Source organism: Paraburkholderia sp. RL17-368-BIF-A, from assembly GCF_046054045.1.
In the GTDB taxonomy this organism is placed as follows: Bacteria; Pseudomonadota; Gammaproteobacteria; order Burkholderiales; family Burkholderiaceae; genus Paraburkholderia; species Paraburkholderia graminis.
The window spans coordinates 24,747-39,120 of record NZ_JARESN010000021.1 but is presented as its reverse complement, the minus strand read 5'-3'; the positions used below and the strand labels follow the sequence as shown (position 1 = coordinate 39,120).

The window sequence follows — 14,374 nt, the reverse complement described above, 5'->3', positions numbered from 1 at the left end:
TAACTTATGCGAGGGTCAAGAAAAACTGAGGGCGGGGCACGCGGCCCCGCCCGAGCGTGCAGTTGCAGTTGCATTGCAGTCGCAGTTCGCGGTGAGCGCAATACGGTCCCCGCGCAACCGTAATCGCGCCGTTGGAAAATGGTTACGGTTCCGCGATAGAAAACCAGTAATCGAACTTATCGAACATTCCGAGCATTTCCCGGAACTTCGCTTTATCGCCGTCGAACTTCACCTTACCCGTCTCGGACAATTGCTGCAGCTTCACATTGCCGAGCGCGATGTCGTCCAGGGTCGACTTGTCGAACGTGATCGTTCCGTCGGCATGCTCCAATGGACGGCCTTCCACATAGTTCATCACACCGTTGCGCACGGTAAGCGCAAATTGCTTCTTCACGTCGGGCAGGATCAGATTGAACGCATAGCTTTTATTCGCTGCGCGCGGCCCATTCAGGTGGATCGCCAGGAAGTCGAGGAACATTTCCGGCGACATGGCCGTGATGATGTCAGGCGCCGCCGTGTTCACGCCGGCCATCTTCTTCACGCCACCGCGCAACTCGTGAGCGCCGCTCAGATAAACATTGCGGACGGTGCCCGATTCCGACTGATAGCCCAACTGTTCAAGTGCATCGGCTTCGAGACGCCGCGCGGCCTGATTATCAGGTTGAGCGAATACGAGCTTGTTGGTGATGGTGGCGACCCATCGGTACTCGCCTTTGCTATAGGCGTCACGCGCGTTCGCCATGATCTTGTCGGCGCCGATAAGCTCGACGTATTTCTTCGCTTCTTCGGTGGGTGGAAGCGGATCGAGGTTCGCGGGATTGGCGTCCCACCAGCCCAGGTAGAGTTGATAAGTCGATCTGACGTCGTGTTTCAGATTGCCGTAATAGCCACGGTTATAAAATTCCTTGGCGAGCGAATCGGGAAGCACGAACTGTTCGGCGATTTCGTGCATGGTCAAGCCTTCGTTGGCCATGCGCAGTGTCTGATCGTTGATGTACTTGTACAGGTCCCGCTGTTTCGACAGATGCTCGACGACGCGTTCGTTTCCCCACTGCGGCCAATGGTGGCTTCCGAAAGACACCTGAGCGTCGTTGCCGAACATGGCAATGGTCTGGTCGAGCGCCGCAGCCCACTTCTGCGCGCTTCTCGCCTTCGCGCCTCTGAGCGTCAAAATGTTATGCAGTGAATGATTGGCGTCTTCGGCGAGATCGAGCGCCTTGAACTGAGGGAAGTAGAACAGCATCTCGGCGGGCGCTTCGGTGCCCGGCGCCATCTGAAAGACGACGTCGACGCCGTCCACCGTCAGCTTCTCGCCCGTCTTCTTGATGAGGCGGTTCGGTTGAAGCAGCGTGAGCGTGCCGGTCGCATTGACCAGGCCGAGGCCGCTGCCGACCGTACCTTTCGGGTCTTTCTCGAGAAGATCGCCGTACATGTACGACGCGCGGCGGCTCATTGCGTTTCCAGCGAAAATGTTCTCGCTGATTGCTTCTTCCATGAAGCCTTCCGGCGCGATCAATGGAACCTTGCCCGAGGCCACGTCTTTTTCGTCGACCACGCCTCTGATGCCGCTGAAATGGTCGACATGGCTATGCGTGATGATGACGGCGCTAACCGGCCGGCGTTCGACCTTTTCGTTGACCAGTTCCAACGCGGCCTTGGCTGTCTCGGCTGAACTTCCGGTATCGACTACGATCCAGCCGGTCGCCCCTCGAATAAACGTGATGTTGGCCAGGTCGATATTGCGCACCTGATAGATGCCGTCGACCACCTTGAACAGGCCGTTCATTGTCAGTATCTGCTCCTGACGCCACAGGCTTGGATTGACCGTTGGCGGAGCTTCGGTTCCGGGACGCAGGAAAGCATAGCGGGTGAGGTCGACCACCGTACGGCCCGACGCGGTGGTCAGAACTGGTTGCGGCAGGGACGATATGAAGCCCCGTCCGGCATCCTCGAAATCCCGTTTGTCTGCGAGATTCAGGTAACTCCCGATCTGCTGGTTTACCTGCCTGGTCTGTGTCGTTGCGTCGTTTCTCGCGGGACTAGTCGCGCCTGCTTCGTTCGATTGTGCATATGCCTGCGCACCTATGCTTAACGGCAACAGCCATGCTAACCATTTCATCTTGCCTCCGGGCCTACGCTAGCGGTTTGCCAACAACATCCATCTGCGGACAACGAGTCCTCAGAGAGCTTTCAATACTCCTGATCTAATCTGGATGTTGGGTAGGAGGAAGTCAAGAACGAGATGCGTGACCGCCTGACGGCCTCACGGCATCATGATTCGCAAACAGAATCGGGCGGCTGACGCAATGCGCTAAACGGTCACACGGTCACACTTTCTGAAGGGCGCACCGTTCGCGACGAAGTAGGGCGTGTCCACGCGCGCCAATGCCTCGCGTCCACGAATCTGGTCGGCGATCTTCTCGGCCAGCATGATGGTCGGCGCGTTCAGATTGCCCGTGGTGATAAGCGGCATGATCGACGCATCGACCACGCGCAGCCCCTCCATGCCATGCACGCGTCCTTCGTTGTCCACCACGGCCATGTCGTCGTAGCCCATCTTGCACGAGCACGAAGGATGAAACGCCGTCTCGGCGCGCGCCCGCACGAACGCGTCGAGTTGCGCGTCGGTAGTCAGCTCGGCGCCGGGATTCAGCTCGCGTCCGCGATAACGGTCCAGCGCCGGTTGCCGCATGATCTCGCGCGTGATGCGAATGCCGTCGCGGAACTCGCGCCAGTCGAGCGGATCGGCCATGTAGTTAAAGAGGATGCTTGGATGCGCCGCCGGATCGCGCGACGTGAGCTTCACGCGTCCGCGGCTTGGCGAACGCATCGAACCGACATGTGCCTGAAAGCCATGCATCTTGATCGCGTTCGAGCCGTTGTAGTTGATCGCGACCGGCAGAAAGTGATACTGGATGTTGGGCCACAAGTCGTCGTCGCGTGTACGGATAAAGCCGCCCGCTTCGAACTGATTGCTCGCGCCGATGCCGGTGCCGTTCACCATCCATTCGAGCCCAATAGCAGGCTGATTCCACCATTGCAATGCGGGGTAGAGCGAGACGGGCTCCTTGCATTCGTACTGGATATACATCTCCAGATGGTCCTGCAAATTTTCGCCGACGCCCGGCAAGTCGTGGACGAGCGGAATGTCCAGATCGCGCAGCCACGTCGAGCGGCCCACGCCGGAGCGTTGCAGCAATTGCGGCGATGCAATCGCGCCGCTGCACACCAGCACCTCGCGGCGCGCATGCGCGTTGACGGCCGCGCCATGCTGCAGATACGCGACGCCGACCGCGCGCTTGCCGGAGAACAGCACGCGATCAGTCAGCGCGTGCGTGACGATGGTCAGGTTCGAACGCGCCTTCGCGCGATCAAGATAGCCGCGCGCCGTGCTCGCGCGCCGGCCTTGAGGCGTGACCGTGCGATCCATCGGACCGAAGCCTTCCTGCTGATAGCCGTTCAGATCGTCGGTGCGCGGAAAGCCGGCCTGCACACCGGCTTCGACCATCGCCGCAAACAGCGGATTGTTGCCAGGCTTGCTGGTGGTCACATGCACCGGACCGTCGCCGCCGTGATACGCGTTCGGACCCACGTCGCGCGTTTCGGCTTTACGGAAGTACGGCAGGCAGTCGAGATACGTCCAGTTTTCGAGGCCTGGGCGCTGAGCCCAGCCGTCGTAATCGAGCGCGTTGCCGCGGATATAGCACATGCCGTTGATCAGCGACGATCCGCCGAGTCCCTTGCCGCGTCCGCATTCCATGCGACGGTTGTCCATATGCGGCTCGGGGTCGGTCTCGTACGCCCAGTTATAGCGGCGCCCTTGCAGCGGATAGGCGAGGGCGGCGGGCATCTGCGTGCGGAAATCGAAGCGGTAATCGGGACCGCCCGCTTCGAGCAGCAGCACAGTGACGTCGGCGTCTTCCGTGAGACGCGAGGCCAGCACGTTGCCCGCCGAACCCGCGCCGACGATGATGTAATCGTATTCGTTGGAACTCATGGCAGCGCTCTCAGAACACCGGTTGATAAGGGCCCAGCTCGACCTGCACGGACTTGATGCGCGTGTAGTGCTCGAGTGTCGTGATGCCGTTTTCGCGGCCCACGCCGGATTGCTTATAGCCGCCCACGGGCATTTCGGCGGGCGACTCGCCCCACGTGTTGATCCAGCAAATGCCTGCTTCCAGCCGATGAATCACGCGATGCGCACGCGAGAGATTTTCCGTCACGACGCCCGCAGCGAGGCCATACGCGGTGCGATTCGCGCGCTCGATGGCTTCGTCTTCGTCGTCGAATACGAGAATGCTCATGACCGGCCCGAAGATTTCCTCGCGCACGATTCGCATGTCGTCGTGGCAACCGGTGAATATGGTTGGCTCTACGTATTGACCTTGCGCATAATGATTTTCTGTCAAACGCTTGCCGCCCGCGATCAAACGCGCGCCTTCTGTAACGCCGCTTTCTATATAGCCGAGCACCTTCTGCAATTGCGCAGCGCTCACGAGCGGGCCAAAGTTGGTGGCGGCCTCGGTCGGCGCACCGACGCGAATACGCTTCACGCGTTCGAGCAGCAATGCCTCGAAGCGTTCCAGCACGCTGCGCTGTACGAATACACGCGTGCCGTTCGTGCAGACCTGGCCCGAGCTGAAGAAGTTGGCGCTCATCGCGATGTCGGCGGCGCGTTCGAGATCCGCGTCGTCGAACACGAGCAATGGGGACTTGCCGCCGAGTTCCATCGTCACTTCTTTCAACGACGACGCGCCCGCCGTCGACATCACCTTCTTGCCCGTTTCGACGCCGCCCGTGAACGAAATCTTTTCGATGTCCGGATGCGCGGCCAGCATCGCGCCCACGCGGCCGTCGCCTTGCACGACGTTGAACACGCCAGGCGGCACGCCGGCTTCGGTGTAGATTTCCGCGAGTTTCAACGCAGTAAGCGGCGTGACCTCGCTCGGCTTGAAGATCATTGCGTTGCCTGCGGCAAGCGCGGGCGCGGACTTCCAGCACGCAATCTGAATCGGATAATTCCATGCGCCGATGCCCGCGCAAACGCCGAGCGGCTCGCGCCGCGTGTACACGAACGACGACGGCCGCAGCGGAATCTGCTGCCCTTCGATAGCCGTTGCGAGTCCCGCGTAATACTCGATGACGTCCGCGCCGGTCACGATGTCCACGGCCTGCGTTTCCGCGATCGGCTTGCCGGTGTCGCGCGTTTCGAGCCGCGCGAGTTCGTCGTTGCGCTCGCGCAGAATCTCGACCGCGCGGCGCAGGATGCGCGAGCGCTGCATTGCCGTGAGCGCGGCCCACTCGCGCTGACCGTCGCGCGCGGATTGCACTGCGCGATCGACGTCCGCGGCACTCGCCTGCTGCACGGTCGCGAGCGTTTCGCCGGTGGCGGGGTCGACGGTGTCGAAGGTTTCACCGCTGGTCGCGTCGACGTAAGCGCCGCCAATGTACAGACGTTGCGTTGCGAATACCGCCATCATGTGCTCCTTGGTAGAGATGTCGCCGGCTGCTGCGCGCGTTATTCGCACGCCGCCAGAACCAGGTCGATGTATTCGTTGGCGACGCGCAGCGCCGCTTTCGTGTCGAACGGTTCGCCCGACAAAGCGCCGCGCAGCCACAATCCGTCGATCAATGCCGCGAGACCGCTGGCCGCGCGCCGCGCCGCCGCACGCGGCAGCGCTTTAGAAAAATCTGCGCACAGATTGGAGTTCAAGCGGCGCGTGTTGACGTACTGCAGACGCCGCAACTGCGGCTTGTGCATGCTCTCGGACCAGAACGCAAGCCACGTCTTCATGACGGGCGCGCTGGTTTGCTCGGCATCGAAATTGGCGGCGACGACCGCACGCAGTTTCGAGCGCGGGTCCGTTTTTGCCGCGCGACGGCGGCGGGACGTGGCCTGCCACAAATCGCGCAACACATGGCGCATGGTGGCTTCGAGAAGACCGTCCTTGTCGCCGAAATAGTGGCTCACGATGCCGGTGGAAATGCTCGCGCGCTGCGCGACCGACGCGAGCGTCGCGCCCGCGAGGCCGGTCTGGTCGATGGTGAGCAGCGTCGCGTCGATCAACTGCGCGCGGCGAATTTCGCGCATTCCGAGCTTGGGCATGGCGTGACTGTAAAGATCAGACGGTTCGGTGCCGGCACTTTGCCCGCAGGTTCGATCGACGCATGGTAGTTTTTTTATATTGAACGGTCAATCAATAAAAACCTGCGAAGAAGGGGCATGTCGGTTTCGGCCAAACTCGTGTCGGGTTCGGTGCAGGTGGTTGACCGCGGCGGGCGCTACGCTCGTTGAACGGCGTGCGGCGCACAGGCCGCGCACCGCTCACAAGACATGGAGACATTCAATGAGCAGCAATCGCGGCGTTGTCTATCTGGGGCAGGGCAAGGTTGAAGTGCAATCGATCGACTATCCGAAGATGGTCGACCCACGCGGCCGTGCGATCGGTCACGGTGTGATTCTGAAGGTGGTCAGCACGAATATTTGCGGCTCCGACCAGCACATGGTGCGGGGCCGCACGACCGCGGAAGTCGGCCTCGTGCTCGGCCACGAGATTACCGGCGAAGTGATTGAGGTCGGCCGCGACGTCGAGACGCTGAGCGTTGGCGATCTCGTCTCCGTGCCGTTCAACGTGGCATGCGGACGGTGTCCGACCTGCAAGTCGCAGCATACCGGCGTGTGCCTGAACGTGAACCCGTCGCGTGCGGGCGGCGCTTACGGATACGTGGATATGGGCGGCTGGATCGGCGGCCAGGCCGAGTACGTGATGGTGCCGTATGCCGACTTCAATCTGCTGAAGTTTCCCGACCGCGCGCAGGCGATGTCGAAGATTCGCGACCTGACGTGCCTGTCCGACATTCTGCCGACCGGTTATCACGGCGCGGTCATGGCAGGCGTGAAGCCGGGCGCGACGGTTTATATCGCAGGCGCCGGGCCGGTGGGCATGGCGGCGGCTGCGTCGGCGCGTCTGTTGGGCGCGGCGTGCACGATCGTCGGCGACATGAACGAGGAGCGCCTTGCGCATGCTCGCAAGATGGGATTCGAGACCGTGGATCTGTCGAAGGATGCGACGCTCGGCGAACAGATCGAGCAGATTCTGGGTAAGCCGGAAGTGGATTGCGCGGTGGACTGCGTGGGCTTCGAGGCGCACGGCCACGGCAGCAGCGGCTCGCACGAGGAAGCACCCGCCACTGTGCTGAACTCGCTGATGGAAATCACGAGGGCTGCGGGGGCGATCGGTATTCCGGGGCTCTATGTCACCGACGATCCGGGCGCCGCGGACGCAGCCGCGCGCAAGGGGAGTCTGAGCATCCGCTTCGGGCTCGGCTGGGCGAAGTCGCATTCGTTCCACACGGGCCAGACGCCGGTGATGAAGTACAACCACAATCTGATGCAGGCGATTCTTTGGGACCGTCTGCCGATTGCGGACATCGTGAACGTGACGGTGGTGTCGCTCGATCAGGCGCCGGACGGTTATCGCCAGTTCGACGGCGGCGCGCCGCGCAAGTTCGTGATCGATCCGCATGGGCTGTTGAAGGCGGCTTGAGCTTCGGACGAAGTTTCAGACGAAGTTAAAAGCCTGTAGTAAGGAAACGCGTTGAACGTGCTTACGTTCAACGCGTTTTTTGCTTGTGACGAGCGATCCCAAAAACATGGGTGTCGGGCGATCTGCTAGGGTTGCGCCGTCATAAGCGACGAGGCTCGCGATGGGTGGAACCGAACTGAAGACGGATTCGTTTCAACGGTGGGTGATGTACCGTAAGGATGACTATGGAAGTGGGCGTATCTTTCTTTCTACGGATCAGAAAGAGGCGGTCGAAGAGGGCAAGAAGTTCTCACAACGCGCATATGCCGATGTGTGGGCTAAAGACGCGGCGCTCGTTCGGCGGGTCCGCGCGTTTCTCGGGACGAATTTCTATTGGCACGAGCAGTTGGCAAAGAATGGCTCTGACGTTGAGGTCGTAGAGACGTTGCAGTCGATGATCCGTGGCGAGAGTGTTGTGCTGATTGCCGAGCAATCGCGGGCGGGACGCGCGGTGGGAAATCCGGTGCCTAAGCCGGAGAGGCTTCCGAGCTTCCGCAGCTCGTTGATGAACGATTGCGGAATGTCCTACGATGCCGCGACGGCATACATTGACTGCTATAACGACATTGTGGACCGGGCGAATGCGGTTGCAGATCGCTATGCGAATGCTGAGTCTTCGTCACTGGCCGCCGCTGTGAGTGACCTTACGGAAACGGCTACGCCGCCTGGCGATGCGCAGCCGTTCGATTACGCGCCAGATCCGGTGAGCGGCGACACAGAGGAACTGGCGGCTAGTACGAATAATCCGGACTTTGCTGCAAAAATGCTCGGGTACGAACGCAAGACGTTTGGCGACATGATCCACGCGATGAAGTATGAAAACCATTTGAGAGGTGACGATAACGTCATCTGGCACGACAACGGCGACGTGTATTTCGATGGTCTGAAAATCGACAACATGCACAGTTACTAAAACGGGAAAGATATGGATTCGCACCAACTTGCACATGCGTCATTCTCCGTTTCAGGCGACGACGTTTCGCCAACATTCTGGACAGAGTATTTCGGCGTTGTCCCCGATGTCGCGCACCGCAAAGGCGATGCAATCGTCGACCGTGACGGGCAACCACGGGGTATAGCCAGGCGGACAGGAGTGTGGGGTGTCCGCAGCAAATCGGTGGTCAAGAGCGATCTCCTTGAGCCGCATTTGCGCTATCTCGTCGAGCATCTTCGCTTGCCGCGCGCAGACTTGCCCGAGCTACTTAGGCGCGGGAACGTGCGGATGCGCTTCTTCTGCTATTGGGACAACGAGGCTGGAAATCGCGTGCCCGACGTTCCCGACGACATTCGGTCAATAATCGAAGCAATGCGCGGAACGATCGAAATCGACGAATATCGGTAGGATGGAACCCACTTTGCCCGAAGCATTGCAGCGCGCTGCACATCCCCCGCAGCGCCACACCCGCCCCCCCTAATGCGAAAACTCACTACCCGGCGGTTGCAGTCGTGCACGTTCTCCAACGTGAAGCGACCACGAGTAGTACGTCGAATGCGAATGCGTCTGCAGTTCCGGGTGTTCCGCCAGCATTTCGCCCATACTTTTCTGGTCATCGCTCAACGCGCCGACGCGAGACCAATGGTGCAGCATTCGTCTCGGCGCCGCGGTGACAGTCGTGGGCATATCGACAGTGGGCGTGACTTCGAGGGGCAACGTCGGCTCTGCAATGCCTGAATGGTCCTGCGCATACGCAAGGTGAGCCACAAGGCTTCCCCCAACGAACCACAGCGTGCTCTTCTGCATCAGCGTTTTCTTTTTCATTCTCAAAGTGGAAACGGGTGTCATCGGGACCGCAACGATGCACAACCAGAGCGGAACCTGAAATAGGACTCTTCCGATTCACGCCATCGCGTCTCAGTTCTCGATGACGGGAACCCAGCTCACTGCAAGCTGACAACGCTTTACGTCCAACGCCGATATTTTGCAAATATCAACATATAAGCGCATGGGCCAGTGTCATAATTCGGCCCCCTAAACGCTGCGGGCAAAAATTTGCCGGCTCGATCGACGCGCGCAGTCATATATTTCAGGAGTAGTAGATGGCCGGCCTTCCACGCCGTAGCTTTCTGAAGGCCAGCGTCATCGCCGGCATTTCCGTGTATCTCGCGCCCGTCGGTGGGCGTGCCTTTGCCGCGTTGTTCGAAGAACGCATACTGACGCCGGTCAATTGGGACCCGGCGAGCGGCCAGCCCAAATTCCGCATCGACGGCATCGCCAAGGTCACGGGTGAAAAAGTGTTCGCTCGCGATATGCGTGCATCGGATATGCCGCATTGGCCGCAGCAGCAATCACACGCGATGATCCTGCGCGCGACGCGTGCAGACTGCCCGTACGAAGGCTTCAATCTCGCGGGACTGGGCGACGACCTGATGCCGGACCGCCTCGTGACCGCCGACGACCTCACGCGCGACGGTCTGCAATTTCCCGCGTTCTACGGCAGCGACATGCTTCTGCCGAAGGGCAACACGCCTGCTTATCTCGGCCATGCCGTTGCAATTCTGATCTTCCACGACTTCGCGCGCTTTCGCCTCGCGAAGGACTATCTGAAGTTCCGCAACGACGTCATCCAGTACGGCCGGCAGACGGGACCGCTCGAACGTGATCCGTGGGGCACGTTCCGGTTCGTGCGTGTGGGCGGCAAGACTCCGTATGACGACGACGTTTTTTCAAGCCTGAAAAACGCGCCGTTGTTTCCCGGCTCGATGCGCAAGCATCAACCGGTATGGCCGGATGGCGTCGAGCACGGATCGCTCGGCGAACAAGGCATTTTCTTCGCAGACGGCATCGCTAAAGAACTCGCACATCCGCCTGAGGACTGGCTGGTGATGGAGCGCGACTACAGCACGCAGTCGATCGATACCGCCGCACTCGAGCCGGACAATGCGAACTGCTGGTATGACGCCGACTCGCACGCGCTTCACACGATCGTGCCGACGCAAGGCCCTGCCGAAGTGGCGCAAAGCGTGGCGGAGATGGTCGCGAAGTGTCGCTTGCCCGTGAAGAGTGTATTCCTTCACCCGTGCTACACGGTCGGTTATGGATCGAAAGATCACTACAACATGCCGTTCTATGGTCTTGTCGCTGCGATGTATGGCGATGGCCGACCGGTGCGCCTCGCTAACGATCGCTACGAGCAGTTCCAAAGCGCGCTCAAACGCCATGCGTTCAACATGAAGTACCGCATTGCGGTCGACAGAAAGACGGGACTGCTTCAATCGTTCAAAGGCGATCTCGAAGCGAATGGCGGCGGGCGCATGAACTTTTCGCCGTCTGTGGCGATGGTCGGTGCGACGGCCGCGCAATCGATCTACTACTTTCCGAAGAGCGATCTCACTGCAACCGCCATTGCGTCGCGCGCAGTCGATGCCGGCTCTGCGCGCGGCTACGGCACGCTGCAAAGCATGGCCGCAACCGAGATGATGATCGACGAAATCGCCGACCAACTGAAGCTCGACCCAATCGATTTCCGTCTCACGAACGCGTTGCGGTCGGGAATGAAGAATACGCAGGGCGCAATACCGGCTGGCGCTGTTCGCGTCGATGAAGTTCTGCAGAAGGCAAAGTCGCATCCATTGTGGAAGAACCGCGCGCAGAAGAAAGCGAAGTACGAAGCGGAGCATCCCGGCAAACGCTATGGCGTGGGCTTCGCATGCGTGCAAAAAGACTTCGGCACGGGCGCCGAATGTTCTTTCGCCAAAGTCGAGGTGAGTGAAGACGGCAAGATCACGCTGCATCATTCGGGCTCGGAAATCGGCACGGGTATGTCGACATCGCAAGCCATTGCTGTAGCGAAATGGCTCGGCGTGCCGGCGTCGACCGTGCATTTCGCGTTGGCGGACTGGCCCGATCTTCCGGTAATCACGAGCGGCGATCCTTACCTGATGTCGCAGGCCGATCAGGATCGCCTTTCGAGGAATCCGCGTTGGTCGCCCGGCTTTATGTCGCCGTCGAGTGCGACTAACTCGGCCTATTACTTCACGCACAGTACTCGCGAAGCAGCATGCGTTCTTTTTGTGCACGGCTTATGGCCGGCGGCAATGTCGATCTGGTCGAGCGGCGCGGGCGGCGGTCAGGCCGCATCGCTTGTCGTGCGCATAGAAGACGCGCGCTGGGTGAACGGCAAGCTGTCGGCGGATGGACTGGAAGCATTGCCGTTCGAGCAGATTGCGAAAAAGGCGCACGAACTCGGACTCGTGACGGGCGCCACCGTGCATGTATTCAATCGCTGGCAATGGGCCGAGGCCGAGTTCGAAGTCGGCGGCAAGATAGAGCGCTTGCCAATCGACGGACTGTCGCTTCGCTACGGCAACGGCGCAATGCCGAACGGTCAGAAGTCCGCGACGACGTCCAACAGCTACCGTGTGCTCGACCGAAAGCGCGTGTTCATTCCGCCCGTGCAGCGCAATAACGCAATGGTCACGTACTACAGCGCGGTCGGTACGCTCGTCGAACTTGCAGTGAATGAGTCGAGCGGCGAGGTCGAACTATTGACGGATCACTCGATTCTCGAATGCGGCAACCAGTTGTCGCCTCAACTAGTTTCGGGCCAGTTGCAAGGCGGTCTTGCGATGGGCATCGGCCATGCGCTGCATGAGTATTTGCCGCTCTACGAAGACGGCCCCGGCAACGGCACATGGAATTTCAACCGCTATCGTTTGCCACGTTCGACGGACGTTGCCGTATGGAGCCAGACGAGTGAAGTACTGCCTCCGCTAACAGAAACCGACCCGCCAAAAGGCATTGCCGAAGTGGTGATGATTCCGGTCGTCGGCGCCATCGTGAACGGCATTGCGCATGCGGTTGGACATCGTTTCCGCGACCTTCCCGTTACGCCACAAAAAATTCAGGAGGTGCTCGCATGACACTGCCCATGTCCGATTCCACAGAAGTAGCCTCCGCAATCGCAAGCGTTGCCGAAAAGCCGCTGACGCGTTACGCCATGCAACCTGTGTCGATGACGGTCAATGGCCGATCCGTCGGGCCGATCCGCGTACCGGAGCAGCTCATGCTGATCGACTTTCTGCATGAGTACCTCGGGCTGACAGGCTCGCGCCTGGGGTGCGGCCAAGGCGTGTGCCACGCATGCGTCGTCATTCTCGATAACGCCGATGGCAGCAGTGAAGAAGTGCGATCGTGCATTACCGGCGCGAGTTTTTTCGACGGCAAAAAAATCCGCACGGTCGAAGCTCACGCGACGTGTGACGAAAGCGGCAAGCCCGTCGCGCTGTCGCCGGTCCAGCAGAAGTTTCTCGAACACTTCAGCTTTCAGTGCGGATATTGCACGCCGGGATTCGTCAACGCGACGACGGTGCTGATCGAGCGCCTCAAGCGTCAGCCCATTGAACGCAGCAAGGTCGAGGAGACGATCACCGAGGCGCTCAACGCGCATATTTGCCGCTGCACGGGCTACGTACGCTATTACGAAGCGGTGAAGGACCTCGTACTGAACACAGCCGGACTGGTGAGGAACGTCTAAGGATGATTTCCCACACGAGTACCTTTTCGTTGTTTCGCGCGGCGTTGGTGACACTCGCCGCGGCGATGTTGACAGCCTGCGGCAACGCACCTGATGCTGCCGCCCAGCGCACCGCGACTACACAAGATACGCACGACGCCGCCTTGATCGCCCGCGGCCGTTATCTAGCCAAAGCAGCGGATTGCGCGGCATGCCACACGTCGCCCGATAGCGCACCATTCGCAGGAGGCGTGAAGCTGGCCTCGCCGTTCGGTACGTTCTATGGATCGAACATCACGCCGGACAAGCAGCACGGCATCGGACAATGGAGCGCCGACGAGTTCTACACTGCGCTTCACGACGGCAAGTCGCCCAATGGCCAACTGTATCCGGCGATGCCGTACACGTCGTATCGCCAGATGTCTCGCGAGGATAGCGACGCGATCTACGCATACCTGATGTCGCAAAAGCCGGCGGCCGTCGTAAGCCGCGAGGCCGATCTGTCGTTCCCGTTCAATGTGCGTTTCGCCGTGCGCTTCTGGAAAACGCTGTTTCTCGAAGACACGTTGCCGGATGCATCGCAGGGTCATTCGGCGGACTGGACTCGTGGACGTTATGTCGTGAACGCGCTCGGACACTGTATCGAATGCCATACGCCGCGCGGCCGCTTCGGGCAACTCGACCTCACAGCGCCGTTTGCAGGCGGCACGCTCGGCCGGGTCATCGCGCCGAGCCTCACCCCGCAAGGGCTCGCCGAGCGAGGATGGTCCGCGGCCGATCTCACGACGTATCTCGCAACGGGCATCGCGTCGCAAGGCTCGGCGTTTGGCGAGATGCATTCCGTCGTGCATCTGAGCAGTCAGTACATGACGCCGGACGATTTGCGCGCGGTTTCGACGTACCTGCTCGGTGATCGTCCGAGTGAGCCGGTGCGGGTGCAAGCTAAGGCGGTCGATGCTACTCAATTCGCGCCGGGCCGCCGCCTCTATCTGTCTCTATGCGCAGGCTGTCATGGCGCGGATGGAGAAGGCGTGCCTCACGTAGCCGTACCGATGCGTGGAAACTCCACCGTCCGTCAAGGCAATCCGCACAATCTGATCGTGTCGATGCTTGATGGCATCGACGAACAAAGCTTCCCCGGACTCGAACGCATGCAGGCCATGCCCGGCTCTGCGAGCAAGCTGAGCGACGACGAACTGGCGCAACTCGCGAACTATTTGCGGGCGACATGGGGCGCGCAACCGGCCGACGTAAGCGCGGATTCGGCACGCGGACTAAGGCATTAATCCGCGTGAAGCGATCAAAGGCGGTATAAACCTTGGGAGTGCTGAGGCG

General features: G+C 60.4%; 11 protein-coding genes. 6 read left to right on the top strand and 5 right to left on the bottom strand.

Annotated elements, in window-relative coordinates; genetic code table 11:
- Positions 1-142: 142 nt before the first annotated feature.
- The 4 genes from P0D87_RS27405 to betI all read right to left on the bottom strand — a co-directional run bounded on the left by P0D87_RS27405 (position 143) and on the right by betI (position 6,106).
- Positions 143-1,786: an alkyl/aryl-sulfatase gene (locus tag P0D87_RS27405; protein WP_321175853.1), complete on the bottom strand. Its 1,644-nt coding sequence runs from the start codon at positions 1,784-1,786 to the stop codon at positions 143-145.
- A gap of 525 nt (positions 1,787-2,311) precedes the next feature.
- The gene (gene betA / locus P0D87_RS27400) at positions 2,312-3,997 is read right to left on the bottom strand and encodes a choline dehydrogenase (RefSeq protein ID WP_053860634.1); all 1,686 of its coding nucleotides are present in this window, start codon (positions 3,995-3,997) and stop codon (positions 2,312-2,314) included.
- Positions 3,998-4,007: 10 nt separating this feature from the next.
- Positions 4,008-5,477, bottom strand: a complete 1,470-nt coding sequence (gene betB / locus P0D87_RS27395) for a betaine-aldehyde dehydrogenase (RefSeq protein WP_053860635.1) — start codon at positions 5,475-5,477, stop codon at positions 4,008-4,010.
- Positions 5,478-5,518: 41 nt separating this feature from the next.
- Positions 5,519-6,106, bottom strand: a complete 588-nt coding sequence (gene betI / locus P0D87_RS27390) for a transcriptional regulator BetI (protein WP_053860636.1) — start codon at positions 6,104-6,106, stop codon at positions 5,519-5,521.
- Between the two features lie 241 nt (positions 6,107-6,347).
- On the opposite strand from betI, the gene fdhA reads away from it, so the two are divergent.
- The 3 genes from fdhA to P0D87_RS27375 all read left to right on the top strand — a co-directional run bounded on the left by fdhA (position 6,348) and on the right by P0D87_RS27375 (position 8,928).
- Positions 6,348-7,547 carry a formaldehyde dehydrogenase, glutathione-independent gene (gene fdhA / locus P0D87_RS27385; RefSeq protein WP_029971749.1) on the top strand — a complete coding sequence of 400 codons (1,200 nt, stop codon included), beginning with the start codon at positions 6,348-6,350 and terminating at the stop codon, positions 7,545-7,547.
- A 160-nt stretch (positions 7,548-7,707) separates the two neighbouring features.
- The gene (locus tag P0D87_RS27380; protein ID WP_082367232.1) at positions 7,708-8,499 is read left to right on the top strand and encodes a hypothetical protein; all 792 of its coding nucleotides are present in this window, start codon (positions 7,708-7,710) and stop codon (positions 8,497-8,499) included.
- A 12-nt stretch (positions 8,500-8,511) separates the two neighbouring features.
- A complete protein-coding gene (locus P0D87_RS27375; RefSeq protein ID WP_053860637.1) occupies positions 8,512-8,928 on the top strand; it encodes a DUF4279 domain-containing protein in 417 nt (138 codons plus the stop codon).
- Positions 8,929-8,997: 69 nt separating this feature from the next.
- On the opposite strand, the gene P0D87_RS27370 is transcribed toward P0D87_RS27375, so the two are convergent.
- The gene (locus P0D87_RS27370; protein ID WP_053860638.1) at positions 8,998-9,345 is read right to left on the bottom strand and encodes a hypothetical protein; all 348 of its coding nucleotides are present in this window, start codon (positions 9,343-9,345) and stop codon (positions 8,998-9,000) included.
- A gap of 278 nt (positions 9,346-9,623) precedes the next feature.
- Between P0D87_RS27370 and P0D87_RS27365 the strand changes: the two genes are divergently transcribed.
- From P0D87_RS27365 to P0D87_RS27355, 3 genes are read left to right on the top strand one after another with little or no spacing between them, the layout of a single operon-like run.
- Positions 9,624-12,446: a xanthine dehydrogenase family protein molybdopterin-binding subunit gene (locus P0D87_RS27365; RefSeq protein ID WP_053860639.1), complete on the top strand. Its 2,823-nt coding sequence runs from the start codon at positions 9,624-9,626 to the stop codon at positions 12,444-12,446.
- Positions 12,447-12,454: 8 nt separating this feature from the next.
- On the top strand, positions 12,455-13,060 hold the full coding sequence (locus P0D87_RS27360; protein WP_408637082.1) for a (2Fe-2S)-binding protein: 606 nt from the start codon (positions 12,455-12,457) through the stop codon (positions 13,058-13,060).
- Positions 13,061-13,062: 2 nt separating this feature from the next.
- A complete protein-coding gene (locus P0D87_RS27355) occupies positions 13,063-14,325 on the top strand; it encodes a cytochrome c (protein ID WP_053860640.1) in 1,263 nt (420 codons plus the stop codon).
- The last annotated feature ends 49 nt before the right edge of the window (positions 14,326-14,374 follow it).